The organism is Hymenobacter sp. BT491 (assembly GCF_014349165.1).
GTDB lineage: Bacteria > Bacteroidota > Bacteroidia > Cytophagales > Hymenobacteraceae > Hymenobacter > Hymenobacter jejuensis.
This window is the reverse complement of the sequence record NZ_JACSJJ010000003.1, coordinates 777533-798950: the sequence shown is the minus strand read 5'-3', so window position 1 is coordinate 798950 and position 21418 is coordinate 777533. Positions and strand designations below refer to the sequence as shown.

Annotated in this window: 15 protein-coding genes; 3 read left to right on the top strand and 12 right to left on the bottom strand. The window is 55.9% G+C overall.

Going from position 1 to position 21418, the window contains the following annotated elements:
* Positions 1-48: 48 nt before the first annotated feature.
* From dut to H9I52_RS14940, 3 genes are all read right to left on the bottom strand, one after another.
* Positions 49-483 carry a dUTP diphosphatase gene (gene dut, locus H9I52_RS14950; protein ID WP_139515789.1) on the bottom strand — a complete coding sequence of 145 codons (435 nt, stop codon included), beginning with the start codon at positions 481-483 and terminating at the stop codon, positions 49-51.
* A gap of 109 nt (positions 484-592) precedes the next feature.
* A complete protein-coding gene (locus H9I52_RS14945) occupies positions 593-2095 on the bottom strand; it encodes a polysaccharide biosynthesis C-terminal domain-containing protein (RefSeq protein ID WP_316248042.1) in 1503 nt (500 codons plus the stop codon).
* Positions 2096-2201: 106 nt separating this feature from the next.
* Positions 2202-2990: an enoyl-CoA hydratase/isomerase family protein gene (locus tag H9I52_RS14940; protein ID WP_187454488.1), complete on the bottom strand. Its 789-nt coding sequence runs from the start codon at positions 2988-2990 to the stop codon at positions 2202-2204.
* Between the two features lie 284 nt (positions 2991-3274).
* Here H9I52_RS14940 and mscL point away from each other — a divergent pair, with 284 nt between their 5' ends.
* Both mscL and H9I52_RS14930 read left to right on the top strand, forming a co-directional pair.
* Positions 3275-3700 carry a large conductance mechanosensitive channel protein MscL gene (gene mscL / locus H9I52_RS14935; protein WP_139515791.1) on the top strand — a complete coding sequence of 142 codons (426 nt, stop codon included), beginning with the start codon at positions 3275-3277 and terminating at the stop codon, positions 3698-3700.
* 150 nt (positions 3701-3850) lie between these two features.
* The gene (locus tag H9I52_RS14930) at positions 3851-4312 is read left to right on the top strand and encodes a hypothetical protein (protein WP_187454487.1); all 462 of its coding nucleotides are present in this window, start codon (positions 3851-3853) and stop codon (positions 4310-4312) included.
* A 365-nt stretch (positions 4313-4677) separates the two neighbouring features.
* On the opposite strand, the gene H9I52_RS14925 is transcribed toward H9I52_RS14930, so the two are convergent.
* The 9 genes from H9I52_RS14925 to H9I52_RS14885 form a co-directional block, all read right to left on the bottom strand.
* Positions 4678-5202 carry an OmpA family protein gene (locus H9I52_RS14925; RefSeq protein WP_187454486.1) on the bottom strand — a complete coding sequence of 175 codons (525 nt, stop codon included), beginning with the start codon at positions 5200-5202 and terminating at the stop codon, positions 4678-4680.
* A gap of 63 nt (positions 5203-5265) precedes the next feature.
* Positions 5266-5637 (bottom strand): DUF4870 domain-containing protein, encoded by a 372-nt coding sequence (locus H9I52_RS14920; protein WP_139515794.1) that lies wholly within the window; start codon positions 5635-5637, stop codon positions 5266-5268.
* 53 nt (positions 5638-5690) lie between these two features.
* A complete protein-coding gene (locus H9I52_RS14915; protein WP_139515795.1) occupies positions 5691-6332 on the bottom strand; it encodes a hypothetical protein in 642 nt (213 codons plus the stop codon).
* Between the two features lie 47 nt (positions 6333-6379).
* Positions 6380-7171 (bottom strand): hypothetical protein, encoded by a 792-nt coding sequence (locus H9I52_RS14910; protein WP_187454485.1) that lies wholly within the window; start codon positions 7169-7171, stop codon positions 6380-6382.
* Between the two features lie 201 nt (positions 7172-7372).
* Positions 7373-10489: a translation initiation factor IF-2 gene (infB, locus tag H9I52_RS14905; RefSeq protein ID WP_187454484.1), complete on the bottom strand. Its 3117-nt coding sequence runs from the start codon at positions 10487-10489 to the stop codon at positions 7373-7375.
* Positions 10490-10611: 122 nt separating this feature from the next.
* On the bottom strand, positions 10612-11892 hold the full coding sequence (gene nusA, locus H9I52_RS14900; RefSeq protein ID WP_139515798.1) for a transcription termination factor NusA: 1281 nt from the start codon (positions 11890-11892) through the stop codon (positions 10612-10614).
* 133 nt (positions 11893-12025) lie between these two features.
* Entirely contained in the window at positions 12026-12496 is a 471-nt protein-coding gene (rimP, locus tag H9I52_RS14895; RefSeq protein ID WP_174805796.1) for a ribosome maturation factor RimP, read from the bottom strand.
* 127 nt (positions 12497-12623) lie between these two features.
* Positions 12624-16487, bottom strand: coding sequence for a gliding motility-associated C-terminal domain-containing protein (locus H9I52_RS14890; protein ID WP_187454483.1), 3864 nt, complete (start codon positions 16485-16487; stop codon positions 12624-12626).
* Positions 16488-16587: 100 nt separating this feature from the next.
* Positions 16588-20082 carry a gliding motility-associated C-terminal domain-containing protein gene (locus H9I52_RS14885; protein ID WP_187454482.1) on the bottom strand — a complete coding sequence of 1165 codons (3495 nt, stop codon included), beginning with the start codon at positions 20080-20082 and terminating at the stop codon, positions 16588-16590.
* Positions 20083-20211: 129 nt separating this feature from the next.
* On the opposite strand from H9I52_RS14885, the gene H9I52_RS14880 reads away from it, so the two are divergent.
* Positions 20212-21339 (top strand): endonuclease/exonuclease/phosphatase family protein, encoded by a 1128-nt coding sequence (locus H9I52_RS14880; RefSeq protein ID WP_187454481.1) that lies wholly within the window; start codon positions 20212-20214, stop codon positions 21337-21339.
* Positions 21340-21418: the final 79 nt, after the last annotated feature.

Below are 21418 nucleotides of genomic sequence, written 5' to 3'. Positions count from 1 at the left end.
AGGAGTAGGTATTGTGAGAAACGAGAAACTGCTGCGATTGGATGTGTGCTATTTGGTGCCGGTGCTGCCGTAGCCGCCGGCGCCGCGCCCGGTTTCGGTAAGCTCTTCAACGGCCTGCCATTCAACGGTTTCGTGGCGGGCTACCACAAGCTGGGCAATGCGCTCGCCGTCTTGCACTACAAATTCATCCGCAGAAAGATTGACCAACAGTACTTTGAGTTCGCCACGGTAATCGGCGTCGATGGTGCCGGGGCTATTGACGAGCCCAATGCCGTGCTTGTAAGCTAAGCCGCTACGCGGCCGTACCTGCGCCTCATAACCCACCGGAATTTCCAGGAAAAGACCCGTTGGAATAAGTGCTCGTTGCAGGGGCTTCAACGTAACGGCCTCTTCGAGGTTGGCCCGCACGTCCATTCCGGCAGCATGTGCGGTTTGGTAAGAAGGCAGTTCGTGACGCGAGCGGTTAATAATAGGAACTTGCATGAGCAGAAACTGAGACACTGAGCTTGGAAGGGCAAAGATAGTAGCTGGCGCGGGCCTCCAATAAGCGAGCAGAACTTACTGATCTTTGGGCAAATACCGGCAAGCTTAGCTACGCTATTACGCGCCGCGGCCGCTCGGCCAGAAAAAGCAAGCCCGCAAACCCCGCACAGATCAGCAGGTGCACAGCGTGGCGCAGCCAGAAATCTGCGATGGGCAAATACCACGACACAGCCACCAGCCCGATGGCAAACAACAGCCATACGCTGAGGCGCGCGACCGGATAAGGGATCGGGAAATGCCTTTCGCCGAGCCACCAGCACACCGCGGCCATCGTAAAGTAGCAGGCCAGCGTGGTGATGGCGCTGCCCATGTAGCCCAGCAGCGGAATCAGCAGGAAGTTGAGCGCAATGGTCAGGATGGCCCCGCCGAAAGCGATGTAGGTGCCGAAATACGTTTTGTCGGTTAGCTTAAACCACACCGACAGGTTGTAATAGACCCCCAAGAACAGGTTGGCTAACAGCAAGATGGGCACGACGCCAATGCCTTCGCGGTATTCAGGACGGCGCAGAAAAATTGGGGCCAAATCTTCCAGATTGACGCTGATAACCACAAAAATCAGGGCACAGCACAGCGTAAACCACTTCAGAACCAGCGCAAAAGTCGTGGGCGAGTTCTTTTCGGTGCTTTGGGCAAAGAAAAACGGCTCGGCCGCGTAGCGAAACGCCTGAATCACGAGGGACATGAAGATGCTCAGCTTGTAGCAAGCGCCGTAAATACCCACCGCCGCCAAGTTGCTTTTGCCCGGATAGAAGCCCTGCGGCAGCCACGAGCCCAGCAGAATCCGGTCGAGGGTTTCGTTTACCATGCCCGCTAATCCCATCAGCATCAAGGGGTAAGCGTAGCGCAGCATGGGCCGCAGGGGCTCCAGATTTAGCTGGAACCGGAAGTCGGTCAGCTCGCGCCACAGCAGCACCAAGGTGAGGCCGCTGGCAAACAGATTCGACAGAAATACATACCCTACGCCCAACGTCGGATCGTATAGTCGCTCGATCAGGGGGCGCAGTCCCGTCAGATATTTGCCCGCTACCACATCCGGGCACAGTACGATAAAGAACAGATTAAGAAGCACATACGTCAAAATATTCGCCAGCTTGATGGCCGCAAATTTTCGCGCTTTGTTCTCCAATCGAAGCCGGGCAAAAGGAATCGCAGCTACGGCATCCATTCCCAAAATCAGGGCCACCCATATGGCGTAGCGCTCGTTGCCAGGTGGCAAGCTCATCAGGCGCATTAGCGGGGCCGCCAGCAGGGCCAGCAGAAGCGTGAGCAGCACACTGCTGGCCAGCAGCATACTCAACACCCGGTCGTAGAGCAGTTTTCGGTCGGTGCCGGGGCGGTTGGCAAACCGGAAATACGTCGTTTCCATGCCGTAGGTAAACACGACGTTTAGAAACGACACGTACGCGTACAGTCCCGTCACGATCCCGTATTGAGCCGCCACAAACCGACCCGTGTACATGGGCACCAGCAAATAGGAGAGCACACGGCCCACGATGCTGCTAATGCCGTACACGGCCGTCTGCCCGGCCAAGCGCTTGGCTATTGAACTCACTATGAACTACTTACGGATTTAAAATAAATATTTTGTATCTGTCTGTATATCAAATAGATACAAATGGGGCTGCCGAGGCGAAACATCGCCCAACCCTAAGTACGGCTTATGCGCCTTTGAATGCGGCCGGCCGCTTTTCGAGGAACGCCTGCGTGCCCTCGCGAAAATCTTCGGACCCAAAGCAGCGGCTGAACGAATTGGCTTCCGTCTGATAACCGTGTTTTTCTTCATCGTAATACGCATTCACACAGTCGATTACCATGCCGATGGCCAACGGTGCTTTGCTGAGAATGCGCTTGAGCAACTGTTCGCAGAAGGGCAACAGCTCGGCAGCCGGCACTACATGGTTGGCGAGCCCCAGGCGGTGCGCTTCGTCGGCCTTGATCTGGTCGCCGGTCATCATCAGTTCTAGGGCTTTGGCTTTGCCCACTAGCTGCGTCAGACGCTGCGTACCGCCATAGCCCGGAATCAGGCCCAGATTTACTTCGGGCTGGCCAAAACGGGCATTTTCGGAAGCCACGCGCAGGTGACAGGCCATTGCTAGCTCGCAGCCACCGCCCAGCGCAAACCCATTAACGGCCGCAATGACGGGCTTAGTGCTCTCCTCGATCATGCAGAACGCTTCTTGGCCTCGTTCGGCCACGCGCCGGCCCGCAATCTCGTTCAAGTCGGCGAGCTCGGCAATGTCGGCACCGGCCACGAACGCCTTTTCGCCGCTGCCCGTCAAGATGATGCCCCGCACGGCAGCATCGTCGAGGGCTTCCTGAAAGCTTTGCCGGATTTCCTCGATGGTGGCCGCATTCAGGGCGTTGAGTTTGGTAGGGCGGTTGAGGGTGATGGTCAGAATGCCCGTGGCAGAATCCAGAGCGAGCAGCAGATTTTCGTAGGAGGCCATGCAGAAGCGGAAGGTTGTGGAAAGGCCGCAAAGATAGCGCAAAACGCGTTGGCCTGTCCGAAGCGCTCCCCCCAGACGAAAGCCCCTGTGAGCGCCGGGGCAGCCTTTTTGCTTTAGCAAGCAGCGATTTTCGGGAGAATTATTGTCCGCCAAGTCTCAATATTTACGACTCAAGCAGTTAACTCTGCTAAACCGGTGAGCCAAGTCGTAAGAATTGATATATTTTTTATTATATATTGACCCATTGATTTCTCCTTTTTCCACATTTAAAAACCGTTCGAATTATGGGTCTTTTTTCCGAATTCAAAGAGTTCGTTTCGCGCGGCAACGTGCTGGATTTAGCTGTCGGCGTGATTATTGGAGCGGCCTTCGGCAAGATCGTGACTTCGTTGGTCGACGATATCCTGATGCCGATTCTGGGTAAAATCAGCGGAGGGCATGATTTCTCCGATTTATTCGTTTCGCTGGACGGCACCACGTACGCCTCTTTGAAACAAGCCAAAGATGCGGGTGCAGCTACCTTGAACTACGGCCTGTTTCTGAACGCAGTGCTCAACTTCCTCATTATTGCGTTCTGTATCTTCCTGATCGTGCAGGCGGCCAATAAGCTGCGCCGCAAACCCGATCCGGCACCGGAAGCCGAACCAGCGCCAACAAAAGACCAGATTCTGCTCATGGAAATCCGGGATTCTTTGCGCACCCGGGTTTAGCAGAAGGCCGCTAAATTAAGCCTCTGTGCGTCACTGGCTTAGTATTTGAACTAACTTCAAGGCCAAGTCGTTTCGCCCGCGAACCCGTACTGGTTGCCAAACTGCTGGCCCAGGCCAGCAGTTTGGCTTCTACTTTGCCTGATCTCGTTTATGAAAAAATTGTTGGCGACTGCTCTTCTGGTTGTTTCGGCTTTGTTGGCGCAGCAAGCGCATGCCCAAACGGCGATGGCGCCTGAGTTTGGTACGCCGCCCGGCAGCCAGCCGAAAGAAACCAGTGCCCGAAAAAACAAGAAAGCTTCCGGCTCGGATATCGCGCGCATGCAGCGCCGCATGAGCATGAATCCTGATGAGGCCAAGCGCGATCAGCAACTCGAAATCTTGGAGGCGCGTTCGGGTGGGGGTACCGCCAACACGAGTTTTGGTCGGGGCTCGGGGCCTGCTCGGCAGTACGAAAAGAACTCCGGCGGCTTTGTGCTACGCAAGTTCAAAGACAAGCGGCGGGGCACGGCCCGCCAGAAGCGCGGCCAGTTGCATGCGGCTCCCGGCATCGACCCGAAAGGCAAGCCCTTAAAGCACAAAGTCAAATCCAAGAGCCACTTTCTATTCTTCTAGACCAGCAAGTGATTCTTAATCAAGCTGTTATAAAAAAAAGCCCCGGTGCAACGCTCCGGGGCTTTTTGCTTCTTCAGTGCAGTCGAGGCCACCGTTCGCCCCCGATGCCTGAAGAGAGGAGGTAGCCATTACGGCAATAATTTAAGTGGCTAAATCAAGTGAGTGTAGTGCGTAAAACATGGGTCTGTACGTAACAAACTGTCTTGGTCGACAAGCTGTAAGCAAATAAAATGCGGCCATGACGCTTCCTTATTAAATATAAGGAAGCGTCATGGCCAAGACTGGTAACGCATCGCAACTGCCTGCGGCATAAATCGCTGTTTCAGTACCTCGTCGTAATCACTTACAATTTTATATAAAATTATTCATAGTTTAACAAATTCTACCCGTTGATTTAATTGATTCATCTCCTCGGAGTCGTCTGTACTGAGCGGTTGGGCCTCGCCGATGCCTCTGGCTTTCAGCCGAGTCGCCGCAATTCCGTTCTTAACCAAGGCTGCCCGCACGACATCGGCTCGTTGTTGCGCAAGAGCCAAGCTAGCGGTAGCATTGCCGGTCCGGAGCGTATGGGCTTCGATGCTCAGGCGCAAGTTGGGCTGTTGTTGCAGCAAGCGCGTTAGCTCAGTGAGCATCGAATAGCTGTCGGGCAACAGCGTTGCGGTATTTGGCTCAAACTGAATACGATAGGAGACTAGGCGTCCTTCAGTCAGAAGCGCGCGGTGGTAGTCATCGGTTTTTTCGGCCACTTTGCGATCGATGGCCTCGTCAATCTTGCGCGCCGCCACCCGGTTAGCCGCCCGATCGACGGCCGCATTCAAAAGGCCAAACTGTGCCGAACTGTTCAAAGGCAAGGCCAGCAACGCCAGAATTGCAAACAGAAGCTTTTTCATGCACGTAGAATTTTGTTCAATTGCTTGATTCTAAAATGGTTATGCGTTAGGCAGCCCAATGGGCTACAGGCTCGCAAACAGGCTTTGCGCTTTCAGGCCCAGTATCGGGATGGGTTTTTCTTGGCCATTGATGGCCCCTAACAGCCCCAGCAACCAAAAGGCAAACAGTACCAGATACAGCGGCAGCATACACAGGCTGATTAGCCAGCCGATGAGTGGCACAAACATAAGTACTTGCAAACCAACGTACAGTGCGAACCCGGTGAGCAGAAGCAGCGCATTTTGCCGCAAGTGAAAAGCTGCAAGAGGCGAGCGTTCTTCTTTGTTGAGAAAATAGCTTACCAGCCACCCGACCACCGTGAGATAGCTGACAATGGCGAGCAAGCGCCCCTGATCGGAAGCAGTTGAGGAAGAAGGTGTTGGCGTTGGTTCCATGGGAGTAACGTGTGGGCTATAGGATACAGGAAAAGTGAGTAGCCAAGCTTCAACTACAGCTTGGCTAATGCATTGAGGTTGATGTTCTTGGCTACTGCCTTCACAAAATCTGTATTGTCCTGACCAGTTGACTCGACGGCGACGAAAAAACGGTCGCCCACGCCGAGGGCTACAGAAGCCTTTTTGTCCTTTTTCTGCAGCGTTTCCCAACCCTTCACCTCAGGAATGCCGAGGTCGCAGCCACGCATCATTTCGTCGTCGTTATCCTGCGAGAAGCCCGCCGACATCATGGCCGTAGCGCCCGCATACAGCGCGTTGGCGCCGTTGTAATCCACGAGTTGTACCTTCAGCTGCTGATCGCCTTTCCGGTATATCTGCTCGCAGGTGGAGTAGCTCAGCCCACCCATATTCACCGATTCGCCCTTAGGTGCTCCATCAGGCGTGAAGCCCTCAATGCTGCCGGGGAGATATTTTTCTAACTCTTTGTAATGCAATGAGATAGTGTCGCCATGTGCAGCACGGAGCTTGCGTTTGGCTTCGGCTTTGTTCATTGCCTCGCCCATTTTCTCGGCAGCTTTGGTGGTCGTTGCTACGGCAGAGTAGGCATTTTTGGCTTCTTGCATCCGCTCGCCGCAGCTTGCTAGCAGCGGCAGCAAGGCAAGGGCCATGCCCCAAAAAGCAAATGAGTTTTTCATGGCTGTGATGGTAAGAGTTAGTAGGTAAATATTTGATTATCAAGCATTTAAAATTTTGCGGTAAGGCCCAGTTTCAAATAGCTCATGTCGTAGCCGAGCTCGGCAAAGCCCCCGATGTTGTCGGTAAAGAAGTAGCGGCCGCCCACGAAAATGCCCGAGGTCAGGTAGGCACCGCCATACGAATTGTTGCGGCTGTTGAGCACGTCGTTGTAATAAGTGTCTTTGTAATGCTCCAAGCGCATGCCCAGCGTCACGCCTGCGTAGGTGTCGAGTTTAGGATTGGTCGTGAAATTGTAGTGATAGGTGCCGCGCGCGGCCACAATAATGTTGCTCCAAGTGGCTTTATAGCTGGTGCCCGGATAGTCGTAGTGATAGCCTTTGTAGCCGATGAGTCCGCCCACCCCGATGGTGCCAGGCCCTATTCCTTCCAAAAGGCCCCGCTCGGCCGATACGCTAATGGCCGGGGTTGACTTCAGCGAGCCGCCGTAGTATCCATACCCTAATCCCAGGCCTACGCCCAAGTTGACCATGGTAGTACCCTTGCGGAACATCGACTCGCCGCCTTCCATGGCTTGTGTAGAAGGGTGAACAGCCGAGGTCAAAACACGGGTTGTTACCGTCGACGAGGAAGCCGTAGTAGAGGCAGGAGTTGAGGTTACAGCGATAGATTTGGTAGCGGGAGCTGGCTGAGTACTTGTTAGCGGCCGCGCAGCAGAAGTAGCTTTGGCTGGCGTAGTAGCCGTTTTGATAGGCGATTTATTGATAGTTTTAGTTTGTGCCAACGCGGGTGCGCTAGCCAGTGTAGCAAGTACCAGAAACGAAATGCTAAGTGTTTTCATAGAGGGAATGAGGTTGGAGGAAAGCAGGTTAGGGTTGCTCAGGTGCAATTTGTTCCTGATTTGATACAAAACTAGCTTGAGTGCGGCGCCGGATGCAATAGCATGATGATGTGATCGTACTGCCGAAAAGAAAGCCTACAGAACGCAAAAAGCCCCGACCATTACTGGCCGGGGCTTTTGCCCTTACAAAAGATGTGAGGTTTATAGAGTACGCTTCACTTCTTTTTCTTCGAAACCTTCGATGTTGTCGCCTTCGCGCAAGTCGTTGAAATTCTTCACCGAAATACCGCACTCGTAGCCTTGGCGTACTTCCGACACGTCGTCTTTGTAGCGCTTCAGAGCCTGGATTTCGCCGGAGTAAACCACGATGCCGTCGCGCACCACGCGCACTTTGGTATTGCGCGTAAACGAGCCCTCCGTTACCATACAGCCTGCAATGCTGCCGACTTTGGTAATGTTGAACACCTGGCGAACCTCGGCGTTGGCTACCACTACTTCCTGCACCGTTGGGGCCAGCATGCCTTCCATGGCATCCTTCACCTCGTTGATGGCATTGTAGATAATCGAGTAGAGGCGGATGTCAATCTGCTCTTGCTCAGCCAGTTTGCGTGCGCTTTGCGAAGGACGTACCTGGAAACCAATGATGATTGCGTCGGAAGCCGAAGCCAGCAACACGTCCGATTCGGAGATGGCGCCAACCCCTTTGGAGAGGATGTTGACTTTCACTTCCGGCGTTGACAGCTTGAGCAGCGAGTCGGAGAGTGCTTCTACCGAGCCGTCCACGTCGCCTTTCACAATTACGTTCAGCTCTTTGAACGAGCCAATAGCCAAACGACGGCCAATTTCGTCCAGTGTGATGTGCTTCTTGGTGCGCATGCTCTGCTCACGCGACAGTTGCTGACGTTGCGTGGCAAGTTCGCGGGCTTCGCGCTCTGTTTCCATTACCACGATTTTGTCACCCGCCTGCGGTGCACCCGTCAAGCCCAGCACCTGCACCGGAGTGGAAGGACCCGCAACTTTCATCTTCTTACCGCGATGATCGGTCATGGCCTTTACGCGGCCGTAGTGCGGACCAGCCAGCACGATGTCGCCCACGTTTAGGGTGCCGGTTTGCACCAGCACTGTGGTTACATAACCCCGGCCTTTGTCAAGCGAAGCCTCAACTACGGTGCCTATCGCATTGCGCTCAGGGTTAGCTTTCAACTCAAGGAGTTCAGCTTCCAGCAGTACCTTTTCGAGTAGGTCTTCGACGCCAAGGCCCGATTTAGCCGACACTTCCTGTGACTGATATTTACCACCCCATTCTTCTACCAGAATGTTAATTTGGGAAAGCTCCTCGCGGATCTTTTCGGGGTTGGCGGCAGGCTTGTCAATCTTGTTGAGCGCAATAATTATCGGAACACCAGCCGCTTGTGCGTGGTTGATGGCTTCCTTGGTTTGCGGCATTACCGAATCGTCGGCAGCTACCACAATGATGGCAATGTCCGTAACCTTGGCACCGCGAGCACGCATGGCCGTGAAGGCCTCGTGACCAGGCGTATCCAGGAAAGTAACTCGTTTGCCGGAAGAGGTTTTAACCTCGTAGGCACCGATGTGCTGCGTAATACCGCCGGCTTCGCCTTTGGCAACCGTGGCATTGCGGATATAGTCAAGCAACGATGTTTTGCCGTGGTCAACGTGGCCCATGATGGTCACGATTGGAGCGCGAGGTTGAAGATCCTCTTCAGCATCTTCAAGCCCTAAATCTACTTCCTCTTCTTCTGCAGAAAGGAATTCGACATCATAGCCAAACTCGTCGGCAATGACCGTAATGGCTTCCGCATCAAGGCGCTGGTTGATGGACACGAACATGCCCATATTCAGACAAACCTTAATTACCTCATTCACAGATACATCCATCAGAGAAGCCAAGTCATTGGCCGAGATGAACTCTGTTACTTTAAGTGTCTTAGAGGCTAGCTCGCTTTGCTGACGAGCTAATTCGCTCGCTTCGGCAACACCGGCCCGCTTGTCGCGACGGTACTTGGCGCGGTTGGCTTGGCTGCCGCCGCGACCGCCGCTGAGTTTTGCCAGCGTAGCCTTGATTTGTTCTTGTATCTGCTTGTCGTTTTGCTCTGGCGTAGGCGCCACGCGCGGCGGAACGGGCTGACCACCGTGGGTGAGTGGGCGATTACCCTGTTGGCCTGGCCCACCGGGGCGCGGTTGGCCACCGCGGTTTGGCTGATCCGGACGACCACCACTAGGGCGATTGCCTGGTTGCTGGCCGCCGCCTTGCTGCTGACCACCGCCTTGTCCTGAAGGGCTAGCTCCAGGAGTAGGAATACGCTGCCGTTTCTTCTTGGCATCAGGGCTAAGACCGCTTTTGCGCACATCCGAAGAGGCTACTGGCCGGCGGTTGTTACCACCTCCGCCGCCGCGACGAGACGAATCTACAGGAAGCTCAATCTTGCCAAGAACTGTTAAGCCTTTCAGCTGATCAGCTTTCGCAACGATTGTGGCTTCTTCAGCTTGCGGAGCCGGAGTAGGCTCAGGTGCAACGGGAGCCGTTGCTTGCGGAGCGGGGGCTGGCTGCGGTTGCGGAGTGACTGGGGGTTGAGGTGCTGCTACAACTGGCTCAACTGGAGCTGCAGGAGTAGGTGCAGCTACTGGCTTGGCTTCTGCTACCGGTGCCACAACTTGTGGGGCAGGTGCAGGAGTAGGAGCCTGCTCAGGAACTGGTGTGGGCGCTGGGGCTGGCTTAGTTTCCGCAACAGGAACTGGTTGAGGAGCAGGGGCTGGCGCCGATGGAACTGCCTCTTGCACTGCTGCTGGAGCCGCTGGAGCGGGAGCAGCAGTTGGGCGAGGCGCTACGGGGCGGCCTTTGGCATCCAACTCAATTTTACCTAAAACCTTCAGGCCCGGCACTTTGGGTGCTTCCACTACGGGAGCAGGCGCCGCTGGCACCGGGGCAGAAGGAATTTCAGCGGCTGGTGCCGGCTGAGGAGCAGCGGTCTTGGCTTCCTCTACAGGCTTCGGAGTAGCCGGCGCAGGCGCGGCTACGCTTCCGTTAGCTTTAGTAGCTACCGGTTCCGGACGGGGAGGAGTGGCTTCTGCCTCATTCTGGCGCTTGGCCTGGCTGAGTTTCGAGGCCTCCATCTTGTCATGCGCCGACGACTCGAATGCTTTATTGAGCAGCGAAACCTGCTCCGCAGTCAACTTGGTTGTCGGTTTATTTTCGACTTGGTGCCCTTTACCCGCCAGAAAATCCACAATTGTAGAGGTTCCAACGTTCAGGTCTTTGGCCGCCTGATTCAGCCGTTTGGTTGCTGCTTCCGCCATTCTATGCTCGCGAACGATACTCGTATTCAGTTGCAAAGGTACTATTTTAAATCTTGCCGAACGGCGTGTGGTCGCGCCGTTTAGCACGATTTAACGCCCTTGCTGGACCGGCCGCCGCGCACTCATTGCGCGGCGCCGGAATTTGTTTCTTCCTGTTCTTCGTCAGTTTCGAATTCCTGGCGGATAATTCGGAAGACGTCCTCAACGGTTTCTTCTTCCAATTCTGTCCGCCGGACGATATCTTCCTTGCTGACAGCCAATACGGAACGCCCGGTATCGAGGCCGATTTTCTTCAGCTCATCGAGTACCCAACCTTCAATTTCGTCTTGGAATTCGTCGAGGGCGATATCTTCCTCATAGTCACCGGCTTCCCGGAATACGTCGATTTCCATACCCACCAACCGGCTCGCCAGTTTAATGTTGGCACCGCCGCGGCCGATGGCCAGACTGACTTGGTCCGGCTTTAAGAACACCGAAACCCGACCAGTTTGTTCGTTTATTTTAATTGAACCGATTTTAGCCGGCGACAAAGCGCGCTGAATATAGAGCTCGAGGTTATCGGTGTAGTTGATTACGTCAATGTTCTCGTTCTCCAGTTCCCGCACTACTGCATGAATACGCGAGCCTTTCATGCCCACGCAAGCGCCTACTGGGTCGATGCGGTCGTCATAGCTCTCAACGGCTACCTTGGCCCGCTCGCCGGGTTCGCGCACGATGTTCTTGATCGTGATCAAGCCGTCGTAGATTTCCGGTACTTCTTGTTCGAATAAACGCTCAAGAAAAGCCGGTGCTGCACGCGACAGGATGATTTTTGGGGTGCCGTTGATGATTTCTACGCGGTGTACGACGGCCCGGACAGTATCTCCCTTACGGTAGCGGTCCTTCGGGATCTGCTCCGCTTTGGGCAATACCAACTCGTTTTCTTCCTTGTCTAAAATCAAAGCCTCGCGGCTCCATACCTGATATACTTCGCCGGTGACCACTTCGCCGACCATGTCCTTGTATTGCTGATAGAGATGGTCGCGCTCCAGATCCTTCACGCGCTGAATCAGCGTTTGACGAGCCATCAGCACGGCCCGACGACCGAAGTCTTCCAGCTTAACTTCCTCGGCCACCTGCTCACCTACTTCGAAGTCGGCTTCAATTTTTTGGGCCTCGGCCAACGGAATTTTGTCGAAATCCCAAATGTCCTCGGAGTTGTCGTCCACGATTTCGCGGTTACGCCAGATCTCGAGGTCGCCTTTGTCTACGTTGATGATGACGTCAAAATTCTCATCAGTCGTGTACTTTTTCCGAATCATCGTGCGGAACACGTCCTCCAAGATGCTCATCATCGTGGGGCGGTCAATGTTCTTCGACCGAGCGAACTCGGCAAACGATTCGATTAAGACGTGGCTGTTCATGTTGTTGTGAAAGTGTTGACTGCAAGCAAAGAGCAAAGGCCGCTGCGGCTAACTGCTCCCCGGCTGACAGCCAGTGGTAAAATGAACATTATTAGAAAGTTAGTCAATAGATAAACTATTGACTAACAATAGATTACTTAAATGAGATAACGACTTTAGCTTCCTTAATATCCGCGAACGGTACGAAGGCAGCGGGCAGCGTTTTACTCTTCTTTTTGTCCTTCACTACTTCGGCCAGCTGAATGCCTTCTGCTTCAGTGGCTTCCAGAGCGCCCGTTTTTTCGGTGCCATCGTTTAGCTTGAGGCTAAGTGAGCGGCCGACGTGGCGGGTGTATTGACGCGGATCGGTTAGGGGCTGGTCGGCGCCGGGCGAAGTCACTTCCAATGTGTAGCTGGCTTCCTCGCCGTAAGCCTCGTCGATGCGACGTGCTAACCGGCGGCTGACCTGCGCGCACTCGTCAATGCCTACGCCTTGCTCGCCGTCCAAGATGGCCGTTACCTTGGGCCGAATTGCGTCGGATACGGTAAGCCCCACGACAAATAGCTCCGGGCCAGGCAGGCTGTCCTGAAGCATTTCGGCGATGTGGTTGCGGTCAAATTTCATAAGCTCGAACTAGGCGACAAAAGAAAGAGGGGACTACTCGTCCCCTCTTCTGTACTCATTGCTGGCGCAAAGATAGTGCAAAATCCGGCCATTTGCAAGCCGGTGGTTCACCGAAGCTTAGGAGCTACTAGCGTCGGATTTCCACCCATCCTTTGCTGGTGCGGCCGTCGGGAGTGTGCATCAAATAGTAATACACGCCATCGGGCTGGTTGATTCCATTCCAGTCATTTTGGTAGCTAGCCGATTCAAACACTTTGCTGCCCCAACGCGAAAATATTTGGACGCGGGGTGGGCAGTTTTCCGTTAGAACGAAGTAATCATTCTTGCCGTCGCTGTTGGGCGTGATAATATTAGGCGGCGTAAACGCTTCCTTCACTTCGATGATTGGCAGACTGATCGTTACGCTACAACGCGTGTCATTGTACGGAAGCGTCACCTTGGGCTGGTAACGGCCGGCTTTTGTGTACATGTGATCGGCGCTGGAGCCGTTGGCCGCAGAGGTATTGTCGCCAAAATCCCAAGAAGCGCCGGCGATGGCATCCCTAAAGAGCACATGCAGCGGCGCCTCGCGGTTTTGTGGGCAGTAGTCGGGGGACCAGGTAGGGCGAGCCGTAGGCGGAGTTGCTACGCTGATGCGGCGCGTGACCGAGCCGGTACACGCCTCATTGGACGCGGTATAGGTAAGCGTGACCGATCCGGTGAAACCTGCGGGCGGGGTAAACTGTCCGTCCGCCGTGACGTACGAACCGCTCCACTTGCCGCCCACGGGCGTGGCCCTGACGCGAAAAGGCTGTGTAGTGCCGGGGCACAGCACCGTGTCGGGTGCCGTTTGGGCCGTGACGTTACCTACTACCGTGATTTCGTAAGTGCCTTGTACATTGCAACTTCCGTAATCGTAAGTGCTGTAGCTGAGGCTGTGTTTGCCTACGCCTGCCGTGGCTGGCACAAACGTGAAGCTATCGTAATAGCCGCTCACGCCTCGGCCGCTCCAGTACATTCCTTTCGGAAGGACTACAGCCGAAGTATTGGTCACGCAGTAAACTGGCAGCGTGGGCAGCGTAATCTGTGGACTTCGTTGCACTGTGGCCGTCAGCAAACTGCTGGACGTACAGCCGTCTGGGCCTTCCAAGGTGTACGTCAGCTTTTGACTACCGACTAGGGTAGTGGTTGGGGTGAAGACATAACCATCAGTTATAGAGCCGCTTACGCCAGGGCCGCTCCATTTGCCGCCCGCTGGATTTCCTTTTAGGCGCACAGCTGCTGCCCCCGAACAAATGCTGAAGTCGGGACCAGCAATGGCGTTGACGACCGTAACCACCTGCGTGGCCCGTGCCTGGCAGCCGTTTGCCTGGTACGTATAAGTAAGCGTGTGCGTGCCGGAGCCAGCCCCCGCCGGATAAAATACATTGCCTGATACGCCCGGTCCGCTGAAGGTGCCGCCCGCCGGCATAGCCGTCAGCGTGACAGATGGGTTGCTGAACCCGTTCAGGCAGAAAGAGGTCTGCGGAAATTGGGTGAAAGCAGCCGTGAGGGCCGGTACAACATTTACTTTCAGAACCGATTCGCCACCGCAAAGGCCAGTGCCGAGCACCGTGTACGTGAGCAATTGCTGGCCCAGCAAATTGGCATTGGGTACAAATTTATAACCTGTTGCTAATGAACCAGTTACTCCAGGGCCGCTCCAGGATCCACCGGCGGGCGTTCCGACGAGTGGCAACCCATCAGAATCTACACAGACCGTTGCGTCCGGACCGGCCAAGATGGCGCTGGGCTCGAAGTTAAATTTGAAAGCAGCGTTGTTGCAGTTGGTGCTGCCGTTGGTGCTGGAGAAAGTGCTGACACCAGCCGGAATGGGAAAATTCGAAAGCCCCCCGCAGCCCCCGCACACGGCCTGGTACACAATGCCGCGCTTGTCGAAGCGAGAAGTGCCGCCATCGACGTGCTCTCCGTATCCGCCAGCACCGCCGAAAAATGTGGCGTATTCGAGCTTAGTGCCGCCTGCGGAAAGCTGCATTAAATAGAAGTCGGAGCCATCGGTAATAGTTTGAAAAGCGGTAGGCGTTACAGGCAAGCCCTGCGTATTGCCGCCCGTGTAATTTTCACCGCCGTAGCCACTCACAAAAATGCGGTCGCATTGGTCCACCAGAAAGGCCGTGGGTGATATGTCGATGATCGAGCGGCCACTGCCGAATACGGTCGAAAAGTCGGTGGTGCTGAGGTCGGCCGTGAGCTTATGAATAAACTGATGGCTGCCGCTGTTGGCATAATGCCCGGGGGTAACGGGGTAATTGCCAAGGGTTTGTCCCAGTACATACACGTTGCCGCTGTTGTCGAGCTGCACAAAATACCCTTGGTCGTAAAAGGACGTGCCCAGAAAAGTAGATTTCTCGATGGTGCTGCCGTTGCTGCTGATCCGGCTCACAAACCCATCGATATCGCCGCGCCGGGAAGGGTAAAGACTGCCGGCCGTAGTCGGGAAGTTGCCGCTGGCGGTGCCGCCGCACACGTACATATTATTACTTGCATCCAATTGTAGGGAATAAGCCGCGTCGGGGCCGGTGCCGCCTAAGTAGCTGCTCCACAACAAGTTACTTAATGAGCTGTTCAGCTTGCAGACTACTGCATCGCTGGTGCCGCCGCCGTAAGCGCTGGCAAAGCCGTTGGTCACCGGAAAGTTGGTCGAAGAAGTGCAGGAGGCGATGTATACGTTGTCGGCGGCATCGACGAGAATATCGCCGCGAAAGGCGTCGCCGTAGTTGCGCACGAGGCTGGCGCCGGTGTTGCGCGGGTCCAGAATACCGTCGTTGCCGCTGCCACCCAGGAAGGTCGAGCCAATCAAGCTGGCACCGTTGGCGCTGAGGCGGGTAATAAACAAATCGGAGCCAGAAGGCAGGGTAGGCGAAGTGCTCGCGCCGTAAGGTTCGACGTAGCTGCCTCCGTTAAAACTCCGGTCGTAAGCGCCGCCCGTAACGGGAAAGTCACGGGAGGAAGTAGTACCAAGGATCAACAAATCACCCTGGTTGTTAACAATCAGACTATGAGGGAATTCTGTGCTGGAACCGCCCAGATACGTGGCCCAGACCTGGGCCGCTGGCCCTGTGGCCGTCGTGTTGTATTTGATAATGCCAATGTCAACGGCGCCGCCAAACGAGGTATCGTAGGCGCCCAAAGAAGTCGGGTATTGCGGGCCGAACACGATGCCACCGGAGTAGAGATTGCCCTGCGCGTCGTAAGTCGCCGTGAAGCCCCAGTTATCGGATTTGGAGCCGGTGAAGGACGAAAAAACAATCGTCGGGTCGATGGTCAGGGGGCGCCGCCGGTCGTAGGTCCCGAGGCGAAAATGCACTGCCCGGCCCTCAACGATATAGCGACAGGCTACGGCCTGACGCTGGCCTGTGGCGTCGAGCTGCCATGCGTGTGGGACCAGTTCAGTAATGCTGCCTACCGACGTACGAATCTCCAAGGCACCGTCGGGGCGGAGAGCGAGCGCATCGGCTCCTTCATACTGAAGCTGTACTAAGTCGGGGTTGGCTTTGGCGGCCACGTCAAAATCATACTCAAGCTGCTGATTCTGATTCTCATACAGCCGGGCGTCGATGCCGGGCCACAACTCTTTGTAATGGAGTTGCCGATAGCTCGGTACGTTGCTCGCCCACTGCGCCGGGTCGTTGCCGCGGGCGTAGTTGCGCACTTCAGCAGTTTGATCTAAGGGCGAAAGCGTAGCTTGCTCGGAGGCGCCTGCAAACCGTACCCGCAGCGCGTGCGCCTGCAACTTTTCGGTCGCTTGCCGCGCGGTCTCTTTTTCGGAAAAATGATGCTGTAGCGGATTGCCGGCAAATAGCGCGTAGGTAAAGCCCCCACTTTCGACAAACAGGCGGCCGTTGTTCAGATCAGCCGCGTAGCGAACCCGGTTGTCCCACTGCCCGCGATTTTCAACAAACTCCAACGTGCGCGAATCGGTCGAAGCCAGCGCCGCTTGGGATAATACCATACTACAGCAGCCCACGAGCAGGCAGCTCATACTTCTCCAAAAAGACATCGGGTAGAGATTGCGGAATAGATACAGCGTTACAAATAGCCCCGCAAAGTACTCAACGTTTTATCTCTACCCAACCTTTCACCCAGCGGCCTTCTGTGTCGCGCAGGTGGTAATAGTAGACGCCATCGGCCAAATTATCCCCGCGCCAGTCGTTGCGGTAGTTATCGGTTTCGTACACTTTCGCGCCCCAGCGCGAAAAAACTTTCAACGTGGCCGGTTGGCAGCTGAAAGTAGGCATAAACTGGTCGTTTTTGCCGTCGCCATTGGGCGTGATGATGTTGGGAACGAATACTGCCCCAACCTCGACGGGCGCAAACTGCGTGACCACCACGCAGCCCGCGTACCGCGCAGTAAGCTGGACTTTGTAGGTGCCCGGCTTGGTGAATTCGTGCGTCGGGGCGGCTTCGGTGGCGATCGGCGTGTTGTCGCCAAAATCCCAACTGTAGGTGCCGCCCATCAAGCTGGGCTGAAACTGAATCGTAAGCGGCGCTAACCCCGTGTATTGAGGGGCCGCCGTGCATTCGGGCACGTTGAGGCTGACGCTAGAGCTGGAAACCGGCGCCAGGGTAATCGTCTTGGTAGCCGACATATCGCAGCCAGTTTTGCCGTAGGTGTATTTCAAGCTGATGACAGCACCGCGGCCGTTGGTGTTGGGCGGCGTAAACAAGCCGTCGGCCGACACGCCCGTGCCGCTCCAAGTGCCGCCCGCCGGCGTGGCGCCCCGCAGCCGGAATGCCTTGATCTGATCGGCGCACAAGGTAGAGTCCGGACCGGCCGCGACAACAGGCGGCGCGCTGACAATAATAGTGCGGCTCACAGCGCCGCAGCCGAGCGTATCGGTGAGGGAGTAGGTGATCGTGTGTTGCCCGACGCCGGCTCTTGCCGGATCAAAAATATTTCCGGTAACCCCAGGTCCGCTGAAGGTTCCGCCAGGGCTGGGCGTGGCAGTTAGTGTAAGGGCTGCGCTATTCCGGCACACTTCAGGAGGTAGGGCAAATGTCATAACCGGCTCAGGCATAACTATATAGCGTACCGACCTGGTTGTGAGGCAAGTACCCGTCGCCGCGGCCGTATAGGTAAGAATGCTCGAACCGACTTTCGCCACAGCGGGCGTAAACAGGTAACCGCCACCCGGCGCTGCCGTCACGCCAGGGCCTTGCCATACGCCACCCGCCGGAGTGCCGCCCAACGTTACCGGCCCGGCGCTGAGGCAGATGTAGCGGCGCGGGCCGGGATCGGCGATGCGGGCCCCGAAGTCGAACTTGAAGGCAGCGTTGTTGCAGTTGGTGCTGCCGTTTCGGGTGGAGTAAGTATTCACGCCGGGCGGAAACGGAAAAGCCTGCCGGCCTTGGCAGCCGCCGCACACGGCATGATACACATAGCCCCGCTTGTCGAAGCGAGAGGTGCCGCCATCGACGTGCTCGTTTACACCCGAACCGCCCAGGAAAGTGGCGTATTCGAGGGTAGCTGCCCCCGGCGAAAGCTCGGCCAGGTAAAAATCCTCGCCGTCGGTGGTACGCTGCAGGCCGTCGGAGGTCGTTGCCAGCCCGTCGGTGGTGCCGTTGTAATAGGGGCCAATGGTATTAGGCCCGCCGCCCCAGCCGCACACATAAATGCGCTCGCAATCGTCTACCAGAAAGGCAGTTGGCGAAAAGCTAATGGCGCTTTCGCTGTTGGTACTGCGCACGCCAATGGTAGTGCCCAGCAACACGTTTTTTAGCTCGGCATCAAACTTCAGAATGTATTGTCCGCTGGTCCGGACGTTGTAAGTGCCTGCGGTAATGGGCATTACGCCTTTGCTTTGGCCCAGCAAGTACACATCGCCGTCGCCGTCGAGCTGAATAAAATACGCTTGGTCGGATTTGCTGGTGCCCACGTAGCTGGCTCTTATCAAGCCTTGGCCATCGGGGCGGATGCGCGCCACGTAGCCGTCTACATCGCCCTGGGCCTTAGGCTGATAGCCATCAGTAGAGAAAGCAAAGTTGGTGCTGGTGGTGCCGCCACATACAAATACTTCCCCGTTGGCCGCCAATTGCAGCGAATACGTGGCATCGTATTGATTGCCACCTAGATAAGTGCTCCAGACCAGTTGGCTCAGATTCGGGGTGAGCTTGCACACTACGCCATCGGTAAGGCCCCCCAACGTGCGCTGGAACCCATTGACTATGGGGAAGTTAGCAGAAGCCGTTGCCGAGGCAATGTATACGTTGTTGTTAGCGTCGGTGAGGATGTCGCCGCGAAACTGATCGCCGTAGTTGCGCACCAGCGGGCTAGAGGTGGTCGCCGAAGCCTGCACCAGCCCGTCGTTGTTGCTACCACCGAGGTAGGTAGAGCTCAGCAGCTTTTGCCCATCGGAGCTAAGGCACGTAACTACCAAGTCGGAGCCGTTGGTGTAGGGGATACCGTTCAGAAAACTACCCGATACGGCGATGCCGCCGCCAAATGCACTTTGGTAGGCCGAGCTGGTAACGGGGTAATCGCGCGAGCTGGTGCTGCCCAGAATCAGGAGTTCGTTGCGTGCGTTCACCACCATGCTGTGGGGTGCATCTGCCTGATTGCCACCCAAATACGTCGCGTAAAGCCGGGAAGTCGCGCCGTTTACGCTAGGGTTGTACTTGATGATGGCCATGTCGATGATGCCGTTGAATGACACATCGTAAGCGCCGGTGGTAGCCGGATAGCCAATGCCGAACACGATGCCGCCGGAATAAAGATTGCCCTGCGCGTCGTAAGTCGCCGTGAAGCCCCAGTTGTCGGCCGTAGAGCCAGTAAAAGACGAAAAGACGATCGTCGGGTCGATGACCAGCGGAAGCTTTTGATTGTAAGTGCCTAATTTAAAGGAGATTACATTTTTACTTAATACGAACTCACAAGGCACTGCCACGCGCCGCTCCCCGACCTGCTGCCAAGCCAGCGGCGCCTGTTCGGTAACCGTGCCCACCGAAGTCCGGATAACGAGCCGGCCGTTGTCGAGGCTGAGCTGGTCGGCGCCGGTGTAGCGCAGCCGAATGGCCGAAGGTTTGGCGCCCGCCGCTACCGTAAAGTCGTATTCCAGCTTCTCTTGGTTTTCATACAAGCGCACGCCTACGCCCGGGTACACGTCTCCGTACGTAACCTCGTGAAAACCCTGTGCGCCGTCGGCCCACTGCTTTGCGTCGGAGCCGCGGAAGTAGTTGCGCGTGCCGGGCGTGGCCTCCACACCCGTAAGCTTGGGTTTGGCGTTGGCGCCTTCGAAAGTCACGGAATAGGCATGGGCGCGCAGCTTGTCGGGCAGTGCGCTGCCGGTAGCGTTCGTATGGCTCTGCTCGTAGTGGGCGTGCAGTGCCTGCGGATCGACGAGCGCGAAGGTGAAGCCGGTGTTGGTCAGGAACAGCCGGCCGCTCGGCAATTCGGCCATGTAGCGGGCATGGGCGTCCCATTGGCCACGGTTTTCAACAAACTCCAGCGTGCGCGCTTCGGGCAGCGGCGTAGCTACCTTACCAGACGCGCCGAAAGCACCCGCCAACAACAATAAAAGACATAAAAAACGAAGGGTAGAGTATAGCATAAATAGAGGTTCTATCTTGTCGCAAACTACAAGGAAAATAGGGTAATCTGGCGGGGGAACAACCGCTCCGCAGGGCTTTCCCGTAGCTGGGCTACCTTTGTCAACCCTCATCCGGGTTTTTCTACTACCGTGCGTCGCTCCTTTGCATTCAAATTCACGCTGCTGATCCTCCTGTGGGTGCTGGCAGCCATCGCCTGTGTTCAAATTCCGGCTCATACCTTTTGGCCCGCTGCTTTTGGCGCGCTCACGCTGCCTATTGCGCTCGCCGTCAATGTGTTGCTGGTGGTGTATTGGCTGCTGCGCGACTGGCGGGTGGCCGCTTTGCCTATTGTGGTAGCCGTGCTGACGTGGCCGCATTTTCAGCGCGGCTTGGCTCTGCATCCGCTGCACACTAGCTCACCCACCGGCTCACCAGGGCAGCGCGTGCGGATGCTGAGCTCCAACGTGCGCATCTTCAACGTGTACCCGCAGCTGCGCGACAAGAACCTGCATTCGTCGAAGGCCATGATCGCGTGGCTGGCCGATAACCAAGCTGATATCCTGTGTTTGCAGGAGTTTTACAACGAGCCGATTCGGACGCAGGACGGAAGCGTATTCAACGCCGTGCGGCAAATTGGGGCGGACAAAGACCGGCACGTATTTCTGTCCAAAACGCTCACCAACAGCGTAGGCGCGGAGTTTGGGATGGCCATTTTTACGCGGTTTCCCATTTTGCAGCGCGGTACCATCAACTTCGGGCGTCTGACGCAGAACCACGCCATGTTCGTGGATCTGCTGCTGCCTTCCCGCGATACCATCCGCGTCTATAATGTGCATTTGCAGAGCATGAGCATGGACGAGCGCGACATCGTCGACAGCTATTCCAGCAAGGACGGTTTCAAGCGCAAGGCCCGCGGCCTGCTTGCGCGTTACAAGCGCGGCCTGGTGGCACGTAGCACGCAGGTCGATACGCTGGTGCAGCGCTTCGAGCGGTGCCGCTACCCAATGCTGCTCTGCGCCGACCTCAACGACGTGCCCTACAGTTACGCCTACGATCAGTTGGCCGACCATTTTCAGAACGCGTGGGCGACCGTCGGCAACGGCATCGGCAGCACTTACAACGGCGCCTTGCCCTTCGTGCGCATCGACAACCAGTTTGCGAGTTCCCAATGGGCCGTCGATGATTTCGAGATTCACCGTGAGATCCCGTTTTCTGACCACTTCCCGACTACGGGCGTCTATCAATTAAATAAAACGCAGAGTAAAACTAGCAAGTAATTGATTATCAGAAATTTACATTTAAATATATTTGTGCTAGCACAATAAATTATAAACTACAGTATGAACCTTATGTACC